The sequence below is a fragment of the Nocardia sp. NPDC055050 genome (assembly GCF_053608345.1).
Window position 1 is genome coordinate 86,634 of record NZ_JBSGVG010000015.1, and the last position, 18,790, is coordinate 105,423.

An 18,790-nucleotide genomic window follows, 5' to 3' on the forward strand; every position below is an offset into this window, starting at 1 on the left:
ATGTCGCGCTATGTGCTCGCCAAGCTGGGGCAGGCGGTGTTCGTGGTGTGGGGCGCCTACACCCTCACCTTCGTACTGCTGTTCGTGCTGCCCTACGACGCGGTCGACTTCCTGTTCGACCCGTCGCAGGGCGACTTGATCTCCGAGGAGGACAAACAGAACTCACGGGAGTACTTCGGCCTGGATCAGCAACTGGTCGGGCAGTACACACACCGGCTGTTCGCCGCGCTGACCGGTGATTTCGGGGTCTCGACCCGCACCGGCGAGCAGGTGTGGCCGCTGATCGTGTCGGTGCTGCCGCACACTGCCCTGTTGGCGGGCGTCGCGCTGGTCCTCGCCGTCGCGCTGGCCTTCGCCGTCGCCGCCACCGCGGGCTACACCCGCACCAAATGGGTCGCCGACCTGGTCGCGACCCTGCCCGCGGCGGGGGTGTCGGTGCCGGTGTTCCTGGTGGGACTCGCACTGCTGCAAGTGTTCTCGTTCCAGCTGGGCTGGTTCCCGCCGATCGGCAACGAAGGCTTCGGCGCGCTGGTGTTACCCGCGGTGACGCTGGCGATTCCGGTATCCGCGCCGATCGCGCAGCTGCTGATCAAGAACTTCGACGCCGAACTGCACGCCGGGTACGTCACGGTGTCGGTGGCCAAGGGCGCGACGCGGCTGTGGGTGTTGGTACGGGAGGTATTGAAGAACGCCGCCCTGCCCGCGCTCACGATCGCCGGTGTCACCTTCGGCAACCTGCTCGCCGGCGCGGTGATCGTCGAAACCGTGTTCTCCCGTGCGGGATTGGGCCGCTTGACCGAAACGGCGGTGCGCACCCAGGACGTGCCGCTGGTGCAGGCGGTGGTGGTGTTCGCCGCGCTGGTTTTCGTGACGGTGAACTTCCTCGTCGATCTCGTCTATCCACTGGCGGATCCGCGGCTGCGGTCCCGTGTGCGAGCAAGGACCTCCGCATGACCGTCCTCGACAACGACATCCGTACCGCACCGACGGTTCCCGATCGCGTGCGCACCGCGACCGCGGCGATCACCGCCGCGCCGGGGCTGACCCTGGCGTGGCTGGTGATCGCCACCGTGCTCGCCTGGGCGCTCGTCCCGTCCCTGTTCACGAAGTACTCACCCTTGGAAGGTGATTCGGACGCAAGCTTCAGCGCGCCGAGTCTCGAGCACCTGTTCGGCACCGACCGCCTCGGCCGCGATCTGCTCGCCCGCACCATCTACGGCACCTCGACCACACTCACCGCGACCCTGCTCGCGGTGGCCCTGGGGTTCGTGATCGGGTCGGCGATCGGGCTGCTCAGCGGGTTCCTCGGGGGCCGGGTCGACGCGGTGATCATGCGCTTCGTCGACGTCCTGCTGGCCATCCCGAGCCTGCTGCTGGCCATGACCGTGGTCACCGCGCTGGGCTACGGCACCGTGAATATCGCTGTCGCCGTCGGCATCTCGGCGGTGGCGGCCTTCGCGCGGGTGATGCGCTCGGAGGTGCTCAAGGTCGCGGGCACCGACTACGTCGAGGCCGCCTACGGCTCCGGGGCCGGTTTCGGACGGGTCGTGGTGCGGCACGTGCTGCCGAACTCGGTCTCGGCGGTGCTGTCACTGGCCGCGCTCGAATGCGGCACGGCCGTACTGGCCGTGGCCGCGCTGGGCTTCCTCGGCTACGGCGCACCGCCGCCGGACCCGGAATGGGGCCTCGCGGTCTCCGAGGGCAGGGACTTTCTGGCCACCTACCCGTGGATCTCGCTGCTGCCCGGCATCGTGATCGCCGTGGTCGTGCTGTCCACCAATCGAATCGGGCGAGCGTTGGGAGAGAAGCGATGAGCGAGAAGGAAACCCTGCTGCGGATCGAGGACCTGTCCGTGCGCTACCGCGCCCGCGGCGCGGACGGGCAGGCCGCGGTCGACGGTGTGTCGCTGAAGGTGGGCCGGGGCGAATTCGTCTCGATCGTGGGCGAATCCGGGTCCGGCAAGAGCACCACCGTCCATGCCGCGCTGCATCTGTTGCCCCCATCGGCGCGGGTCGAGGCCACGGCACTGGCGTTGAACGGGCACGACACCGCGTCCTGGAACGACCGCAAGCTCGCCCGATTGCGCGGCCCGTTCGTCGGTTTCGTGCCCCAGGACCCCGGCACCTCGCTGAACCCGGTCAAACGGGTCGGCACCCAGGTGCTCGAGGCCTTGCGACTGCACCGGCGCGTCGAATCCGGGCCGGGGCGCGACCTCGCGGTGGCGAAACTGGCCACGGCGGGATTGCGCGAACCGGAACGGGTGTACCGGCAGTACCCGCACGAACTGTCCGGCGGCATGAAACAGCGGGTGCTCATCGCTATCGCGCTGGCCAACGACCCCGCGCTGCTGGTGGCCGACGAGCCGACCTCGGCCCTGGATGTCACCGTGCAGAAGGTGATCCTCGACCACCTCGCCCACCTGCGCGACACCCTCGGCCTCGGCGTCCTGCTCGTCACCCACGACCTGGGCGTGGCCGCCGAACGATCCGACCGCCTGATCGTGATGCAGCAGGGCCGCATCGTCGAAGAGGGCCCGGCCGGCCGCATCCTGGCCGATCCCCGACACGACTACACGCGCCGACTGGTCGCGGCGGCGCCCACCCAGCAGAGCACCCGCCTGACGAGCACCGAGCCCCGTATCGAACCAGGTGGCCCGTCCGTCTGCGGCCCGGCGTCGGTTCCCGGAGAATCGGTTTCGTCGACAGGGACCGGATCGTCGGCCGTGCGTGCGCGGTCGGCAGCGACGGCCATCAGCTCGTCGCCGCGCCGGGCGACGCCTGTGCCGAAAGCGACCAGGCCACTCCTCGAGGTCCGGGAACTGACCAAGACCTTCGCGCACGGTGGTGTGCGCGCGGTCGACAACGTCTCCCTGGCCGTCCGCGCGGGAACAACGCACGCGCTGGTGGGGGAATCAGGGGCGGGCAAGTCGACCGTCGCCCGAATTGCCGCGGGCTTCACTTCACCGGACTCGGGGCAGGTGTGGTTCGACGGCGCCCGCATCGACGGGCTCTCACGCGGGAAACTTCGTCCGATCCGTCGCGAGATCCAGTTCGTCTATCAGAACCCGTATTCGTCGCTCGACCCGAAGTTCACCGTGGAGCAGATCATCGCCGAACCGCTCGTCGCGCTCGGCCTGCTCCCGCGTGGGCCACGACGCAGCGATCGGGTGCGCGAACTGCTCGACGAGGTCGCCCTGTCGCGAGAACACCTGGCGCGCAAGCCTGCCGAACTCTCGGGTGGTCAGCGTCAACGCGTCGCTGTGGCCCGCGCGCTCGCCGCCGGACCGCGCGTGCTCGTCCTCGACGAGGCGGTCTCGGCTCTCGATGTCTCGGTGCAGGCTCAGATCCTGCGTTTGCTGGTCGATCTCCAGCACCAGCAGGGTCTGACGTACCTGTTCATCACCCACGACCTGGGTGTGGTGCGGCTGGTCGCGGACGAGGTGACGGTGATGCGCGCGGGTTCGGTGGTCGAATCCGGTACTGTCACCGATGTTTTCGAGAACCCCACCCAGGACTACACCCGACGGCTGCTCGACGCGGTACCGGTCGGTACGGGCACGCCCGTCGCCGTCGACGCCGTGGTGGCGTGATCGGCGAAGCGCAGCTGCACAGAATCGCTCTGATCGTAAGGATTTCCTGGAATGTCGCTACTGCGGATGATGGGCGAATCCGGACGCCAACCGGTCGAAGCGAGGAATTCATGTACGACATTCGACGCCTTGTCCTGTTGCGCGATCTCGCCGAGCGAACCACCATGACCGCCGTATCGGAATTGCACGGGATCACTACCTCGGCGGTCTCGCAACAGTTGCGCATTCTCGAAGAGGAAGTGGGCGCGGTGCTCACCCGCCGTGAAGGCCGGGTGTTGCGCCTGACCCACGCGGGTCGGGTGCTGGTGGACTACACCTCGCGGATCATCACCGCGCTCGAGGAAGCCGAGAGCGCGGTGGCCGCCACCGCCGAGGCCATCACCGGTGTACTCACCCTGGCCACCTTCCGCACCGCGCAGACCCGGCTCGCGCTGCCCGCGGCGGCGAGGCTGATGAACGAGAACCCCGGCCTGCGGGTGCAGGTGGTCGACCTGATTCCGGTGGACGCGGTGCCCGCGGTCCGCCAGCAGGAGGTCGACATCGCGATCACCTATTCGTACTCGTTCCGGGCTCGGGATCTGCCGCTCGGGCTCTCCTCGGAATTCCTGTTCGACGATCCGCTCGTGCTGCTCGCCCCACCCGGCCTGCGGGAACGGGCCCGCCAGCAGGGCTTGTCCGCGGTGCGCGACGCCGACTGGATCGCCGCCCGCGACGGCGCGCCGTCGATCGTGTCGGTGATGTACGCCTGCCGTGAGGCCGGGTTCGCCCCGCGGATCGAGCACCGCAGCGGCACCTTCGCCGGGATGGCCGAGATCGTCGACCACGGGCTGGGTGTGGCGGTGGTACCGGAGATGTCGGTGCCACCGGAGTACCGGCACCTGGTCGCCTGCACCATCGCCAACGGGTCGCGCCAGGTCGGCGTGACCTATCGGCAAGCCTCCCTGGAAAGGCCCGCTGTCGCCGCGGCCATACGCATGCTGCGCACCATCGCGGCGCCCGAGCAGTTGGCGTCCTGATCCCGGTCGACGATCGAGAAAAACTGAACGAATCCGGTAGGCCGGCTGTCTTGTTCGGTGACATCGGAGGTTCCGATACTGGATTGCGGAGACCGAACGTGGAAAGGAGGTCTCGTGGAATTGCCGAATATCCGGATCGAGGCCGCCGCCACGGCTCCGCCCTGTCGTCGCTGATTTCGACGATCCACTTCATCGCGCCCCGATTCCCTTTCCGGTGAATTCCGGTGCGCCGCACAGATCTGCGTTCGACCGCCGCAGAGCGGTCGTGACGCGACCAGGAGAGTGACACCCGCATGACCGCTGTGGCACCAGCACACACCGTGCACGGTCTCGACGAGGACGCGTTCGCCGACGCGCTCGCGCTGATCGCCGATCGCGCCGCCGAACACGACCGGGCGGGGGCCTTTCCGTTCGCCGCCTTCGAGGCGCTGCGCGCGATCGGCGCGCCCGCGCTCACGGTTCCGGTGGAATACGGCGGTCTCGGAGCGGGTCTCGCCGAGGCGGTCGAGGTGATCGAACGCGTCGGCGCCGCCGACCCGTCGGTCGGACTGATCCTGCAGTGGAACTACACCAACCATCTGAGCCTGCTCCGCGACGACAGCCCGTGGCCCGCCGAACTGAAGGAACTGGTGCTGCGCTCGGCCGCGACGGACGGCGCGCTGATCAACGGGCTCGCCGTCGAACGCGAACTGGGCAGCCTCTCCCGAGGCGGCATTCCGGCCACCACCGCCACCCGGCTGCCGTCGGGGGGCTGGCGCATCGACGGTGAGAAGGCCTACGCCACCGGCATTTCCGGGCTGAGCTGGTTCACCGTCACCACCAGCACCGCCGAACCGAGCCCGCGGGTGGCGACCTTCCTGCTCGACCGCACCGCCACCGACTGGCACGTCGAGCCGACCTGGAATCACCTGGGCCTGCGCGCTTCCGACACCCAGTCGGTGGTCTTCGACGGCACGGTCGTCGCCGAGGCCAGGCTCGTCGACCTGCGGGACCCCAACGGCGGCACCGCCAAGATTCGCCGAGCCGGGCGCCAATCGCTGCCCCTGCTCCTGGCCGCGAACTACAACGGCGTCGCGATCGCCGCGCGGGACTGGCTGGTGCGCTACCTGCACACCAGAGTGCCCACCGCACTAAGTGATTCGCTGGCCACCGTGCCGCGTTTCCACGACCGTGTGGGTGAGATCGAAGCCTGGATCCAGACCAGCCGCGCACTGGTGCGCCAGGGCGTGGCGAGCCTGGCTGACGACGAGCACGGCCGTCTGCCCGCACTGGCCAAACACGTGGCCACCTCCACCGCCATCCGGGTTACCGAATCCGCGCTCGACCTGACCGGCAACCCCGGCCTCGACCGCCGTCATCCGCTCGAACGCCACCATCGCGACGCCATGGTCGGGCGAATCCACTTCCCACAGAGCGATTTCGTGCTCGCCGACCTCGGTCGCGCCGCGCTGGCGGCGGGCCGTGCCAAGGAGGAACAGCTGTGACCCGCCGACAGGTCCACCTCAACGTCAACATTCTCAACGCCGGCGTGTTCGGCGGCTCGTGGCGCTTCCCCGGCACCGACCCCGCCGCGAGTTTCACCCTCGACCACTACGTGCGCATCGCCCAGCGCGCCGAGGAAGCCAAGTTCGACGCGATCTTCCTCGCCGACGGGCCCGCCATCCGCGAGGACATCCGGTACCGGCCGTTCAACAGCCTCGAACCGACCGTGATCCTGGCCGCCGTCGCCGCGGCCACCGAGCGCGTCGGCCTCATCGCCACCCTGTCGTCGAGCTACAACGACCCCTACGACGTCGCTCGCCGCTTCGCCTCGCTCGATCTGCTCAGCGGCGGTCGCACCGGCTGGAACGTGGTCACCACCGCCGGTGTCGACGCGGCGCGCAACTTCGGCTTCGACGCCGAACCGGCCCATGGCGCCCGCTACGAACGCGCCGCCGAGTTCGTCGAGGTGGTGCGCGCGCTCTGGAACAGCTGGGAGCCCGACGCGCTGATCGGCGACAAGGCCACCCACCGCTTCGCCGACTACACGCGGATCCACGCCGTCGATCACCACGGCCCGCACTTCGACGTGGCCGGTCCGCTGAATGTTCCGCGCTCGCCGCAGGGCGAACCGGTGGTCGTGCAGGCCGGTGCGTCGAAAGACGGCCGGGCACTGGCCGCCCGGGTCGGCGAGGTGATCTTCACCGCCGCCCAGACCGCGGACGAGGCGGGGGAGTACTACCGCGACGTGAAGGCGCGTGCCGTCGGCTACGGGCGCAGGGCCGAGGACGTCCTGATCCTGCCCGGCCTGTCCACCGTGCTCGGTTCCACCGAAGCCGAGGCCGCCCAGCGCCGTGAACTGCTGGCCGAACTCGTGCCACCGGACTACGCGCTCGATCGGCTCGCCACCCAGCTCGGCGTCGACCGTGACGCTCTCACCCTCGACGGCCCGCTCCCGTGGCACCTGCTGGCCGACCCCGACGAGGCGGGCGGGTCACAGACCTTCTACAAGATCGCCCTCGGCCTCGCCCGGCGCGAGAACCTGACGGTGCGCCAGCTGCTGCGACGCCTCGGCGGCGGCGCGGGCCACCGCATCGTCACCGGCACACCGGAACAGGTCGCCGACGCGATCATCGACTGGGTCGAGGCGGGCATCGCCGACGGCTTCAACCTGATGCCCGATGTCCTACCCGGCGGCTTCGACGACTTCGTCGACGGCGTCGTGCCGATCCTGCGCGAGCGCGGCGTGTTCCGCACCGACTACGAGGCGACCACCCTGCGCGGTCACCTCGGCCTGCCCGTCCCCACCTACCCGGGCACCATCGCAGAAGGGGCTGCCTGATGGCACGCAGACTGCATTTCCTCGTCAACGTCGGCAGCGCCGGCTACCACCCGGCCGCCTGGCTCGAACCGACCCTGCCCGCCGACGCGTTCATCCAGCTCTCGCACTACCAGCGGGTCGCGGCCGAGGCCGAACGCGGCGGACTCGATGGCCTGCTGTTCCCGGATATCCCGGTGCAGCAGCCCGGCATCGCCCGGGCGCCCGCCGCCACGCTCGATCCGATCCTGCTCAGCTCGGCGCTGGCCGTGACGACCGAGCGCATCGGGCTGATCCCCACCGCGACCACCTCGCTGAACCTGCCCTACAACCTGGCCCGGCGGATCCTCTCGCTCGACCACGTGAGCGGGGGCCGAGCGGGCTGGAATGTGGTCACCACGTTCGAACCGAACGCCGCCCGCAACTTCGGCATCGCCGAGCTGCCCGAGCGCGACGAACGGTACCGGCGTGCCGCCGAGTACGTTTCGCTCACCGAGAAGCTCTGGGACAGTTGGGAATCCGACGCGCTGATCGGCGACCAGGAAGCCGGTGTCTTCGCCGATCCGGATCGGGTACACGCGGTGGATCACCGGGGCGAGTTCTACTCCGTCGCCGGGCCGCTGAATGTGCTGCGCTCCCCGCAGGGCCGCCCGGTTCTCGTGCAGGCCGGAGCCTCCCCGCAGGGCCGGGCCTTCGCGGCCGCCCATGCCGAGGCGATCTACACGACCCAGCTCAGCCTGTCTGCCGCGCGTAGCTTCTCGGCCGAGATCCGCTCGGCAGCGGTGGCTTCCGGCCGCGACGGCGACGCGATCCGGATCCTTCCCGGCCTGGTCCCGGTGATCGGGTCCACCGAAGCCGAGGCCCGCGCACGGTTCGACGAGTTGCAGGGGCGGCTGCACCCCGACAGCGCTCCGGTGCGCCAGTTCGCCCGCTGGCTCGGCTACCCCGACGTCGAACTCGACCTCGACTCCCCGCTGCCGCACCAGCTCACCACGCTGCCCGCCGACCGGATCGGACCGCAGGGCTTCTTCGCCTCACTCACCGGCTACGCGCTCGAAACCGGCCACACCGTGCGGCAATTGCTCACCGAGTTCCTGGGCGGGCACCGCGTGGTGATCGGGACACCTCAGACGGTCGCCGACCACATCGAGCTGTGGCACCGCAACGCGGGCATCGACGGCTTCACCATCATCCCGGCCGTCCTGCCCGGCTACCTCACCGACTTCGTCGACCAGGTCGTGCCCGAACTGCGCAAGCGCAGGCTCTTCCGTCGCGAGTACGAACACACCACCCTGCGCGGTCACCTCGGCCTGTCCGAACCCGCGAACTCCTTTGCCCGCGAAACCGTTTCCACGACCTGAAAGTGACAACCCACTCCATGACACTGCGACACCTCGGCCGCACCGGCGTACTGGTGAGCCCACTCACGCTGGGCGCCATGAACTTCGGCGCCTGGGCCAACCCCGACCACGACGACGCGGCGACGATCATCCACCGCGCCCTGGACGTGGGCATCAACGTCGTCGACACCGCCGACGTGTACTCCCAGGGGGAGAACGAACAGATCGTCGGGAAGGCCCTGCGTGGGCGCCGCGACGAGGTGGTCCTCGCCAGCAAGTTCCACGGCCAGATCGGCACCGACCCGAACAGTCGCGGCAACTCCCGGCGCTGGATCATCCGTGCCGTCGAGGACTCGCTGCGCCGCCTCGGCACCGACCACCTCGACCTCTACCAGGTGCACCGCCCCGACCCGGACGTCCCGCTGGAGGAGACACTGCGCGCGCTGGACGATCTGGTGCGCGCGGGCAAGATCCGCTACTACGGCACCACGACGTTCGAACCGCATCAGCTGGTCGAGGCGCAATGGGTGGCTCAGGACCGCAACCTGGCGCGTCCGGTCACCGAGCAGCCGCCGTATTCGATCCTGGCTCGTGGCGCCGAACGCGCCACCCTGCCGATCGCCGAGCGGCACGGCCTGGGCGTCCTCACCTGGAGTCCGCTCGCGGGCGGCTGGCTCTCCGGCCGCTACCGGGCGGGGGAGACCGCGCCCGAGTCGAGCAGGCTCGCCCGGCAGCCGCACCGGCACGACCCCGAACTGGTCGCCAACCAGCGCAAGCGCGCCGCCGCCGAGGAATTGGCGAAACTCGCCGACGAAGCGGGCATCTCGCTGGTGCATCTGTCGCTGGCGTTCGTGCTCCAGCATCCGGCGGTGAGCACCGTCATCATCGGGCCGCGCACCCTGGCCCACCTCGAGACCCAGCTCGGCGCCGTCGATGTGCGGCTGAGCACCGAGGTGCTTGACCGCATCGACGAGATCGTCGCGCCCGGAACCACACTCAGCCCCGCCGACGAGGGCTACCTGCCGCCCTCACTCACCGACGCGGCCGTGCGCCGCCGCACCACGATCGGAGCCACCCGATGAGCCTGTCCGACCTGCGCCTGCTCGGCCGAACCGGCGTCCGGGTGAGCCCGTATGTGCTCGGCACCATGAACTTCGGTTCCCGTGGCGGCACCACCCACGAAGAATCGATCGCGCTGATCCATCGGGCGCTGGACGCCGGAATCAACATCATCGACACCGCCGACACCTATTCGCGGGGCGAATCCGAGATCATCGTCGGGAAGGCGCTGCGCGACCGTCGCGACGAGGTGATCCTGGCCAGCAAGTTCCACAACGCCGTCGACGACGACCCCACCCACCGGGGCAACTCCCGGCGCTGGATCGTCCGTGCCGTCGAGGACTCGCTGCGTCGCCTCGACACCGACCACCTCGACCTCTACCAGGTGCACCGCCCCGAATCGGTGACCGCACTCGAAGACACCGTCGCCGCTCTCGACGACCTCGTGCGCGCAGGCAAGATCCGCTACTACGGCACCTCGGTCTTCTCGCCCGGCGAACTGGTCGAAGCCCAGTGGATCGCCGACCGGACCAAGGCCAATCGCTCTGCTGCCGAACAGGTTCCGTATTCACCGCTGATTCGCGGCATCGAACGCGAGACCCTGCCGATCGCCCGCAAGTACGGACTCGGCGTCATCGCTTACGGCCCGCTCGCCGCGGGGTGGCTCTCCGGTGAGTACCGCCTCGGCGCACCTCAACCGAGTTCGCATCGGGCCGAACTGATCCCGGGTCGATTCGACATCGACGCACCCGCCAACGCGGACAAACTCGCCGCCGCCGACGCGCTCGCCGTCCTCGCCGAGGAATCCGGACTCACGCTCATCCAGCTCGCGATCGGTTTCGTGCTCGCCCACCCCGATGTCACCGCCGCCATCATCGGCCCGCGTACCGGCGAACACCTCGATGCCTATCTGGGTGCGGCCGATGTCGTCCTGAGCGAGGAGATCCTCGACCGCATCGACGAGATAGTCCCGCCCGGCACGATCTTCGCCGACCGTGACACCGGCAAGATCCCCGACGCGCTGGCCGACCCCGCCCTGCGTAGACGCGCCGCCTAACCCATCCAGTGATCGCTGAGGGAGACGTAATCCCTCTTCCTCAGCGATTTCCTGGTGGCGGCAGCGACTTCGGTTGATTGTTCGCCGCCCGGCACACGGGATCACCGTCGCGATCCGTCGGCGCGGATCGAGGCCGTGCCGGTGTTGTGCTCGCTCCTACGCTCGGCGATGCACCGAGCGGCTGGTCACGCCGACGTACTCGCCGCGTTCGTGAACGTCGGTTTCCAGCCCAGTTCGGGAGCGATCAGGTGCACGGTGTCGTGCAGGATCTGCTCGTAATCCTCACGGTGGAATTCGTAAGGCAATTCCAGGCGCAGCTCCGAGGTCTGCGCGAGCACCGGGTCAGCTCGCAGCTGTTCCAGGATCTGCTCCGCGGTGCCGACGATGTCCGGCGCGAACAGAATTCGGCGTTCACCTTGCGGGCCGAGAGTGCGGTCGTGGCGGCTCGCGGCGTAGGCACGGTAGCGCTCGCGGGTCGCAGGGTCGGCGCTGTCGAACGGCACGATCACACGTCCGACCGCCACGCGGGCGGGTCGAGCCGGGTCGATCAGGCGGCGGTAGTCCGCGATCAGGGTCAGCTGGGAGGTGGTGAAATCGTCACTGGCGTCACCGAAAACGATGTTGCCGCTGAGCAGGTTCAGTCCGTTCTCCGCGGTCCAGTGCACGGATCGGATGCTCCCGCCGCCGTACCACACACGATCGGCGAGGCCGGGGCTGTGCGGCTGCAGACGGGGACGCTGAGTGTTGCCCGGTGACTGGATGACGGTGCCTGCGTCGCCGAGGTAGTCGCCGCGCAGGTTCTCGAGCAGACGGGCCACGCGGCCGTAGGACAGGTCGAAGTTGCGCCAGTCGCCGTCGAAGACCAGGTCACCGATGAGATCGGCGTGCGGTGGGGTGCCCGCGCTGAAACCGGGCTGTAGTCGGCCCTGTGACAGCACATCGGCCAGCGACAGGTCCTCGGCCAGCCGGAACGGGCTCTCGTAGCCGATCGGAATGACCGCGGCGCCCAGCTCCACTCGGCTGGTGCGCTGGGCGGCGGCGGCTAAAAAGACCGCCGCCGAACCCACGCCGTGCTCGAGATGACGCTGCCGGATCCACGCACCGTCGAAACCGAGGCGCTCGCCGTATTCGAACAGCTGCAGCGTGTCCTCGAGCCCGGTGTACGGATTGTCGTCGAGGTAGTTGCCCGGCGTCAGGAACGCCAGCGTGCTGATCTGCGGTGCGCTCATCCCTGGCGCTCGTAGGGGACCTTTTCCCCCGCCTCGACCGCGATCGGGAGCCTGTTCTCGGCGGGCGGCAGCGGGCAGGTCGCGAGATCGGTGTAGGCGCACGGCAGGTTGACCGCCCGATTGAAATCGAGCACGACCGTGCCGTCGGCAGCCGGAGTCGATACCTGCACAATGCGATTCGCGGCGTAGGTGGTGACTCCGGAAGTGGTATCGGTGAACAGCACCGACAGGTCGCCGGGATTCCGGCCGGGGAACGCGGTCAGCCGCAGCGGTTGACCGTCGATGTCGAACTCGACCTGTCCCGGTGCGTCGTAGACATGTTCGAGCCCTTCAACCGAGGCGCCGACGGTGGTCGGTCGCGGCTGCTCGAACCGAACGTAGCGACCCGTCACCACCCACTTCGGGTCCGGCGCGTACGCGGGCGTGCCACGAAAATCGTTGCGCAACTGGTTGTTCGGGTGCCGAGGGCGAACGATGTCGTTGCCACCACGGCGCGCGACCTCGATCACCGCGTCACCCCACACCGCGTTCACCCCGTCGCGCTCGGCGATCGCGCCGAACTCGTAACGGCCGTGCACCGGTGTCCCCTCGACGACCAATTCCTCGCCCTCATCGAGAACCACGACCACACCGTCGGCACCGGTGGACCAGGTGCCGGGCGCGTCGGTGAACCGCTCCGGGGTTTCGGTGAGCCAGTGCAGGTTCGTGATGGCCAGGAATCCGTGCCGGTCAGCCAGTCGCGCCTCCTGTTGACGGTGCCATTGCTGCCATTCGGCGGTGAAGCTGTCTACCTCGGCGACCGGGGTTTCCTGTGCTGCCATGGCATCGATACAACCCGACACCACCGCCCACGAACAGAATTGCGCTCAACCCGAACACAATTCACCATTGCTCGACTCGTTTCATTCTCACCCTGTTCGCGCGGGTAGATGGCTATCTGTATGTCCCGAAGCTGCCGGGCGCTTCCCGCAGATACCCGTGTAAACCGGCGTGCGAATCGTAGAAACACAACTGCGATGGGTACGGGGGCGGCGGGTGGGTGCCTGATCAGCCGCCCCGCGGTATCCGTCTGTGGTCGTGCCCCGCCGGGTGCCCGTCGGCACACTGCAGGCGAAGAGGTCACGACTCACGCGAATCATTGCCCAGCGTAAGGAAAAATCGGAGTGTGGGAGGGCTTGCGGCGGTAGTGTCGGAGGCTCTTCGGGGAAGTTCGGATCAACCTCGCTGCAGGTGTGTCATCGGAACTTGGTGGGAGAGGCGATGGTTGGTAGGGCGCTGGCGTTTCTGGTCGGGGCCGGACTGGTGGTGTTCGCGCTGGCGCATGCCGTGGATCCGTTTCACCAGACGCGGGAGTATCGGCATCAGGTGGCATGTGAGAAGAGTGCGGGCAGCTGTTTCGACGAAGAGACCGTCACCATCATCGAGAAGGACACGTCCACTTCGACTTCCACCCACTTCAACAGCGATGGAACCACCAGCACGACCACGACGAATCACCTCACGATCAGGTGGATGCGCGACGGGACGCAGCATTCGCACGACGTGAACGGCGAACTCTTCGCCAAGGCCCGCGAAGGTGGGCAGGCGACATTGCGGACGTGGCAGGGACAGGTCGTCGGCGTCGTCATCGACGGGCAGTCCGATTCCTACAACCCGCGTCAGACCGGGCGTCTGGGGTGGTGGCTGTGGCTGGCGTTCGTGGGGGTCGGGCTGGCGTTGGTAGGGATATTCGAGCCGGTGGGAGTGTTCATGGGGGCATTCCGGCTGGGTGCGTGGGCTTTCGCCGGGGCCGTGCCGCTCGGAGTGTTCGTGCCGACCCTGCTCGCCAACGGGATGGAGCCGAATTTCGGGTTCGTCGTCCTGGCAGGGGTCGCGGTGTTGTTCACCGGGGCCGGGATGGCGATGCTGGTGACCTCGCTTCGCGACTGAGCTCGCCCGGAGGGAGTTCGCCCGAGCGTCGGGGCATGGTTCGACACCGAATTGGACAGCGCGAGATACCTGGTGTTGATTGGCACAGCTACCTACCTCGAACGATGGTTGCAGAGGCTGTGCCGAGGAATCGCAATGTGCAGCCCGGCCACACACAGGCACGACCCTCAGTACTGCATGCAGCGGTTTACCTACTCGGTGGTAGCACCAGGTCAGTGACCGGCCATGCACAACCCAGCTTCCGGGGGGTCCGCACCGATAAGCCCCCGACGAGGCCGGCCTCCCACCTGGGCGGCAATGATAGGGATGCAGGCGTTATCGGGGGTCAGTCGCGGGTCTTGTACGTGATGAGGCCGCCGTCGCTACAGCGTTCAATCATGTTCAGGTCGTAGATATTCGGGTCGGCCGCGAGCTGCTTTGCCTTGATTTCGGACGCAGGTCTCCCGCAGTAGTCGCCGGAAATTTGAGCTCGTGCTCGGCCACGCCTCGTGGATGGGCTGGAATAGGGCGAGGCTACGGCACCGGGCCGACATGATCGTGACCACTGGACGGTGTGCGCAATGCTGCGGGAACCACTGCGTAGGTGGTTGCCGCGCGGGCGAGCTCGTGGTCGAGGTCGGGTAGGCAACGCCTTGTTATCGCAGGTTCGATTCCTCGGCAGGACACGCAAAACATGGGCAACTGAAAAGCGCCTGGTCATTGTGGGTGCATATGCGGTTTAAGGGACCGCGATGCCCTATCGGAGACTCGCTGACGCCTCGACGGCCGGTCACACAGGCACGAAGGTTTCTGTGACATCCTCCCAGGTTTCTCGCCGAGTCAAGCGGCCAGAGAAGGCAGCTGCTAGCAATGATTGCCGCAGCGTCACTGTACGACGCTGCGCAGCGACGATAGACCGGATTAGCCTGTGTGTGAGTGCGTCCATCTCGACGAGCCGCTCCAATCCGGCATCCTGCATATCGAGGCTGGGCAGCGGGATTGGTAGCGGGTCCAACTTCGCCAGGCTGAGATTGTGCTGGCCGGCGCTGGACGCGGCGAGCGACGTGATCCGCGACCGTAGCTGCGGGCTTCGCAGCATGGCGTGCACCCATGCTGGACGAACCACATCAGGGCGTAGGCGGTACCGGATAAGATACGAAGCGAATGCGGCATTGACGTCGTTCTGGACGATTGCCGAACGGCCGATGAGGTCGACAGATCCGTTCGTGCGCACAATTAACAAATCACCTGGTGAGACCATATATTTCGAAACATCGACGGAAGGATCTACTACCTGCTTCTCGTCGGTCAAATCAATCTTCCCGTCAGCAAGATTTGGGATTCTGATAACCGCTGGCCCCGGCGCATCAGCTGCACACTTTTCCGAAGTGCCGTAACCGGCGTCCAGCGAGATGCTAGCTAAGGTGGCCATCGGTCCCGCATAAAGCTCGGAGAGCGTCCGAAGCTTCAGAGCCTCTACGCGGCGAACCGCTGTTTGAACTGAAATCGCAGCGGCGTCGAGCCGGGAGAGGTGGTCTTCGAGGATTTCGACGATGCGGTGTTGTTCGGCGAGGGGTGGCAACGAACCAAGAGGGATCTTCCGTACATCACTGACGTTCACGTGCTGCACCGTGGATCCAGCCGAGTTTGCGCGTATCCATCGCTGTGTTGTCGGTGCCTGCAACGCGTACAGCAGGAAGTTGGTCGCAATACGAGACGCGGCCGGTCGAATCAAGACTGTCCTCTGGCCGAGACAAACGGGACTATCGGTAGGTACTGCGCCTACTTCACCCATTGGCGCCTCCCGTGACAAGATCAGATCGCCTGTCGTCGGGATCGCGCGTCGTGTCCACTCCTCGAATGTCGTTCGCGAAACTGGCTTTGCCTTGTCGAGCGTTATCCGCCCGTCGCGGATGGCCCCTGTGCCGACTGAGTAGCCGAAAACATCGCTGTCAGATCGCGGAGCGGTCTTATGCTCGCAGTCGATGATGAGCGCTACCTCACCGAGAAGGCTCATGCAGTCAGCTCCGTATTCAGCTCGTCGATCAGGTCAGCGGTGGCTTCGCCGAGGTCGCGGAGTGCGCCGTCGGTGCCTCCTCGTTCGGTGAAGGGGGCGTTGTCGAGTTGGGCGGTGGTGAACTCGGCTGACGCCGCGATCGCTGAGACTATCCGATCGAGCCACCAGCGCTGCGTGGCGGTGAACTCAACGCCTGCCTGGCGTTGCTGGGCGAGCCAGTTGTCGTAGCGGTCCTGGACTCGCTCTGCGTATGGGACCAGCTCATCGTCGACGCCGACCGTGAAGCGGATCAGAGAGATCAGGTCAGTGACGGTGCGGCGGCCCCCGATATCGCGGCTCACCTGTACCCCGAGGCTGTCGTATGCCTTCCAGATAATTTCGGGAGTCCAGTTGTACGGCGGACGTGCGATACGAGAAGCTAATTCTTGTATCTCGTCGTAGGTCGCGCGGCGGTCTCCCGCTTCGCTGAGTATCTGGATGGCGGTGATCTCCGAGCGGTGCTCATTCAGATAGTCGCTCCAGGAATCAACCACCGATCTGGCGCGTGAGGGGTCGACTACTCCGTGTGCGTCGAGCAGGACGTCCCGGCTCACTTCATCGATCGTGCGGTCGTGGGTGGCGCGGAGCTCAAGAATACGGGTGCGGAGCTCAGGATTGGCCGCGATCGGTTCTACTGCGCGATCGAGTAGATCTTGGACGTCGCCGTCGTATGCCGCTTGGGTGTCGGGATTGACCGCGTCTACGAGGCCGCGGACGATGTCGCGCACAGGAGAACCCGCAACTGAATCAAGTTCAATGCGCTCAACGTCGGTGAGGTCGAGTTCCAGTTTCGCGAGACGTGAGGCGAGCGTGGCGGTTTCGGGCTCGGTGAGGGTGAGTGCCGCAGCTTTGCCGAGTAGCTTCTTCAATCCGATGCCTCGTTCGCGGTTCAGCGGTGCGTCGCAGAATGCGTGCTCGGTAACTCCGACCGCGTCGACGATCACGAAGCGCGTCTTGACCTCGGCGTCGGGGGTCACAGCCTGGAAGTCGGCATTCGAAATCGTCCGTGCACCACGGCCTTTCATCTGTTCGAAGTATTGGCCCGACCGTACGTCGCGCATAAAGAACACGCACTCAAGCGGTTTGACGTCGGTGCCGGTGGCGATCATGTCGACGGTCACTGCGATCCGCAGCGTCGGGCTGGTGCGGAACGCTTGTAGGCGACGTTTGGCGTCGCTGGCGCTGTAGGTGATCTTCGCGGCGAAATCATTGCCCTTGCCGAACACCTCGCGGACGAGGGTCACGATCTCCTCGGCGTGTGCGTCGTCCTTGGCGAAGATCAGAGTCTTCGGGACGGTGCTGCGCTTGGGGAAGATCTCGGTGAACAATTTGTCGCGGAAAGTCTCGAGCACGGTGCGGATCTGCGACTTGCTGGTCACTGCGCGATCGAGTTGCCTTGCGGTGTAGGTCAAATCGTCTTCGAGCGCCTCCAAACGCTCCACCCTGGTGCGGCGATCGACCTTTGGAACGATGGTGCCCTGCTCGATCCGCGAACCGCGCTCGCTGATCTCGGTGCTGATTCGGTAGACGTCGAAGTCTACGTTGACCAGGTCGGCGACTGATTCGGGATACGTGTATTCCGAGACCAGGTTCTGTTCGAAGAATCCGAAGGTCTGTTTTCCTGGGGTCGCGGTGAGACCGACGATGTGCGCGTCGAAATAGCGCAGCAGCCCCTGCCACACACCATAGATCGAGCGGTGCGCCTCATCGACGATTACCAGGTCGAATGTCTCCGGCGGCAGGTCGGGGCTGTAGGTGACTGTGACCGGGGCATCCGGGACGTAGCCGTCGAGATTCGGGTCGTCGGTGTCGGGTACCTCGTCGCCCTGTAGCGCTTTGAACACCCGCTGGATGGTCGAGATCACCACGCTTGACGAGCTCAGCATGCCCGCTTTGGTGAGCTTGTCGACGTTGTACAGCTCGGTGAAACGGCGGCCGTCGCCTGGGGCCCGATAGTTCTGGAATTCGGCAAGTGTCTGGTCGGCCAGATTGTTGCGGTCGACCAAGAATAGAACTCGCTGGAACCCGCCGTATTGGAGCAAACGGTAGGACTCGGTGACGGCTGTGTAGGTCTTGCCCGCGCCCGTCGCCATCTGCACCAAGCTGCGCTTGTAGCGCTGCTGCGCGAGGCTTCGCTCTACACCTTCGACCGCCTTGACCTGCGCTGGCCGCAAACTTTTGCGATCTAGCTCTTGCATAGTGGCAACCTTGGCGCGCCATGTCGGCGCATCAGGGTTCGCCGCCGCGTCACGCAAGAAGCGCGCCAGCGTCGAGGCCTGCGGTAAATGGAACAGCGCCCGGGACCGCGGGTGCGGATCGAAACCGTTGGTGAAGTGAAGCTCGGTGCCGCTCGACTCGAACACGAACGGCAGCCGCCCACCCACGGTGAGGGCCTTCAACCGGACCTCAGCGGGAAGGCCTTCGGCATACATCGCCGACTGCCACTCGACCCCAGATAGTGGCGTCCCCACTGGCTTGGCCTCGATCACGCCCACGGCCTTCTTGCCGACGTAGAGCAAGTAGTCGGCGCGGCCGTGACCTTTCTCCATGATGACCTCGCGAACCGCCACACCCTCGGCGGCGTAGAGGTTCATCGAGCGCCGGTCCTGAACCGCCCATCCAGCTGCTACCAATTGAGCATCAATCAACGCCCGAGCGCGCTGCTCAGCAGCTAGCCGTTGGTCTGAGTTCTCTTGGCTCATAGTCACTTCAGTGTATCGAAGGCCGGCGACAAAACGG

At 66.7% G+C, this 18,790-nt stretch carries 14 protein-coding genes; 10 read left to right on the forward strand and 4 right to left on the reverse strand.

All coding sequences use genetic code 11. The annotated features are described in order from the left end of the window. The 9 genes from ACWGCN_RS18150 to ACWGCN_RS18190 all read left to right on the forward strand — a co-directional run bounded on the left by ACWGCN_RS18150 (window position 1) and on the right by ACWGCN_RS18190 (window position 10,858). A complete protein-coding gene (locus ACWGCN_RS18150) occupies window positions 1–954 on the forward strand; it encodes an ABC transporter permease (RefSeq protein WP_452457951.1) in 954 nt (317 codons plus the stop codon). Next, window positions 951–1,814 carry an ABC transporter permease gene (locus ACWGCN_RS18155; protein WP_379316196.1) on the forward strand — a complete coding sequence of 288 codons (864 nt, stop codon included), beginning with the start codon at window positions 951–953 and terminating at the stop codon, window positions 1,812–1,814. The genes ACWGCN_RS18150 and ACWGCN_RS18155 overlap by 4 nt, the downstream gene beginning before the upstream one ends. Next, on the forward strand, window positions 1,811–3,589 hold the full coding sequence (locus ACWGCN_RS18160) for a dipeptide ABC transporter ATP-binding protein (RefSeq protein ID WP_452457952.1): 1,779 nt from the start codon (window positions 1,811–1,813) through the stop codon (window positions 3,587–3,589). The genes ACWGCN_RS18155 and ACWGCN_RS18160 overlap by 4 nt, the downstream gene beginning before the upstream one ends. A gap of 110 nt (window positions 3,590–3,699) precedes the next feature. After that, window positions 3,700–4,605, forward strand: coding sequence for a LysR family transcriptional regulator (locus ACWGCN_RS18165; protein WP_328663220.1), 906 nt, complete (start codon window positions 3,700–3,702; stop codon window positions 4,603–4,605). 293 nt (window positions 4,606–4,898) lie between these two features. Next, window positions 4,899–6,089: an acyl-CoA dehydrogenase family protein gene (locus ACWGCN_RS18170; RefSeq protein ID WP_452457953.1), complete on the forward strand. Its 1,191-nt coding sequence runs from the start codon at window positions 4,899–4,901 to the stop codon at window positions 6,087–6,089. Next, a complete protein-coding gene (locus ACWGCN_RS18175; RefSeq protein ID WP_452457954.1) occupies window positions 6,086–7,426 on the forward strand; it encodes an LLM class flavin-dependent oxidoreductase in 1,341 nt (446 codons plus the stop codon). The genes ACWGCN_RS18170 and ACWGCN_RS18175 overlap by 4 nt, the downstream gene beginning before the upstream one ends. Then, window positions 7,426–8,763 carry an NtaA/DmoA family FMN-dependent monooxygenase gene (locus tag ACWGCN_RS18180; RefSeq protein WP_378869875.1) on the forward strand — a complete coding sequence of 446 codons (1,338 nt, stop codon included), beginning with the start codon at window positions 7,426–7,428 and terminating at the stop codon, window positions 8,761–8,763. Before ACWGCN_RS18175 ends, ACWGCN_RS18180 begins: the two co-directional genes overlap by 1 nt. A gap of 17 nt (window positions 8,764–8,780) precedes the next feature. Beyond that, the gene (locus ACWGCN_RS18185) at window positions 8,781–9,824 is read left to right on the forward strand and encodes an aldo/keto reductase (RefSeq protein WP_452457955.1); all 1,044 of its coding nucleotides are present in this window, start codon (window positions 8,781–8,783) and stop codon (window positions 9,822–9,824) included. After that, window positions 9,821–10,858 carry an aldo/keto reductase gene (locus tag ACWGCN_RS18190; protein ID WP_379312655.1) on the forward strand — a complete coding sequence of 346 codons (1,038 nt, stop codon included), beginning with the start codon at window positions 9,821–9,823 and terminating at the stop codon, window positions 10,856–10,858. Before ACWGCN_RS18185 ends, ACWGCN_RS18190 begins: the two co-directional genes overlap by 4 nt. 185 nt (window positions 10,859–11,043) lie before the next feature. On the opposite strand, the gene ACWGCN_RS18195 is transcribed toward ACWGCN_RS18190, so the two are convergent. Further along, window positions 11,044–12,087, reverse strand: coding sequence for an LLM class flavin-dependent oxidoreductase (locus tag ACWGCN_RS18195; protein WP_452457956.1), 1,044 nt, complete (start codon window positions 12,085–12,087; stop codon window positions 11,044–11,046). Next, complete coding sequence (locus tag ACWGCN_RS18200; RefSeq protein ID WP_452457957.1) at window positions 12,084–12,908, reverse strand: DUF1684 domain-containing protein; 825 nt, start codon at window positions 12,906–12,908, stop codon at window positions 12,084–12,086. Before ACWGCN_RS18200 ends, ACWGCN_RS18195 begins: the two co-directional genes overlap by 4 nt. Window positions 12,909–13,347: 439 nt before the next feature. Here ACWGCN_RS18200 and ACWGCN_RS18205 point away from each other — a divergent pair, with 439 nt between their 5' ends. Further along, window positions 13,348–14,016 (forward strand): hypothetical protein, encoded by a 669-nt coding sequence (locus tag ACWGCN_RS18205; protein WP_452457958.1) that lies wholly within the window; start codon window positions 13,348–13,350, stop codon window positions 14,014–14,016. 769 nt (window positions 14,017–14,785) lie between these two features. On the opposite strand, the gene ACWGCN_RS18210 is transcribed toward ACWGCN_RS18205, so the two are convergent. Both ACWGCN_RS18210 and ACWGCN_RS18215 read right to left on the reverse strand, forming a co-directional pair. Beyond that, window positions 14,786–16,012: a restriction endonuclease subunit S gene (locus ACWGCN_RS18210; protein ID WP_452457959.1), complete on the reverse strand. Its 1,227-nt coding sequence runs from the start codon at window positions 16,010–16,012 to the stop codon at window positions 14,786–14,788. Continuing rightward, window positions 16,009–18,753, reverse strand: a complete 2,745-nt coding sequence (locus tag ACWGCN_RS18215; RefSeq protein WP_452457960.1) for a type I restriction endonuclease subunit R — start codon at window positions 18,751–18,753, stop codon at window positions 16,009–16,011. The genes ACWGCN_RS18210 and ACWGCN_RS18215 overlap by 4 nt, the downstream gene beginning before the upstream one ends. Window positions 18,754–18,790 lie beyond the last annotated feature (37 nt).

Excerpts from the sequence above, each read along its gene's own strand:
- ACWGCN_RS18150 (WP_452457951.1), top strand. The coding sequence starts at position 1 with ATGTCGCGCTATGTGCTCGCCAAGCTGGGGCAGGCGGTGTTCGTGGTG.
- ACWGCN_RS18155 (WP_379316196.1), top strand. The coding sequence starts at position 951 with ATGACCGTCCTCGACAACGACATCCGTACCGCACCGACGGTTCCCGAT.
- ACWGCN_RS18160 (WP_452457952.1), top strand. The coding sequence starts at position 1,811 with ATGAGCGAGAAGGAAACCCTGCTGCGGATCGAGGACCTGTCCGTGCGC.
- ACWGCN_RS18165 (WP_328663220.1), top strand. The coding sequence starts at position 3,700 with ATGTACGACATTCGACGCCTTGTCCTGTTGCGCGATCTCGCCGAGCGA.
- ACWGCN_RS18170 (WP_452457953.1), top strand. The coding sequence starts at position 4,899 with ATGACCGCTGTGGCACCAGCACACACCGTGCACGGTCTCGACGAGGAC.
- ACWGCN_RS18180 (WP_378869875.1), top strand. The coding sequence starts at position 7,426 with ATGGCACGCAGACTGCATTTCCTCGTCAACGTCGGCAGCGCCGGCTAC.
- ACWGCN_RS18185 (WP_452457955.1), top strand. The coding sequence starts at position 8,781 with ATGACACTGCGACACCTCGGCCGCACCGGCGTACTGGTGAGCCCACTC.
- ACWGCN_RS18190 (WP_379312655.1), top strand. The coding sequence starts at position 9,821 with ATGAGCCTGTCCGACCTGCGCCTGCTCGGCCGAACCGGCGTCCGGGTG.
- ACWGCN_RS18195 (WP_452457956.1), bottom strand. The coding sequence starts at position 12,087 with ATGAGCGCACCGCAGATCAGCACGCTGGCGTTCCTGACGCCGGGCAAC.
- ACWGCN_RS18200 (WP_452457957.1), bottom strand. The coding sequence starts at position 12,908 with ATGGCAGCACAGGAAACCCCGGTCGCCGAGGTAGACAGCTTCACCGCC.
- ACWGCN_RS18205 (WP_452457958.1), top strand. The coding sequence starts at position 13,348 with ATGGTTGGTAGGGCGCTGGCGTTTCTGGTCGGGGCCGGACTGGTGGTG.
- ACWGCN_RS18210 (WP_452457959.1), bottom strand. The coding sequence starts at position 16,012 with ATGAGCCTTCTCGGTGAGGTAGCGCTCATCATCGACTGCGAGCATAAG.
- ACWGCN_RS18215 (WP_452457960.1), bottom strand. The coding sequence starts at position 18,753 with ATGAGCCAAGAGAACTCAGACCAACGGCTAGCTGCTGAGCAGCGCGCT.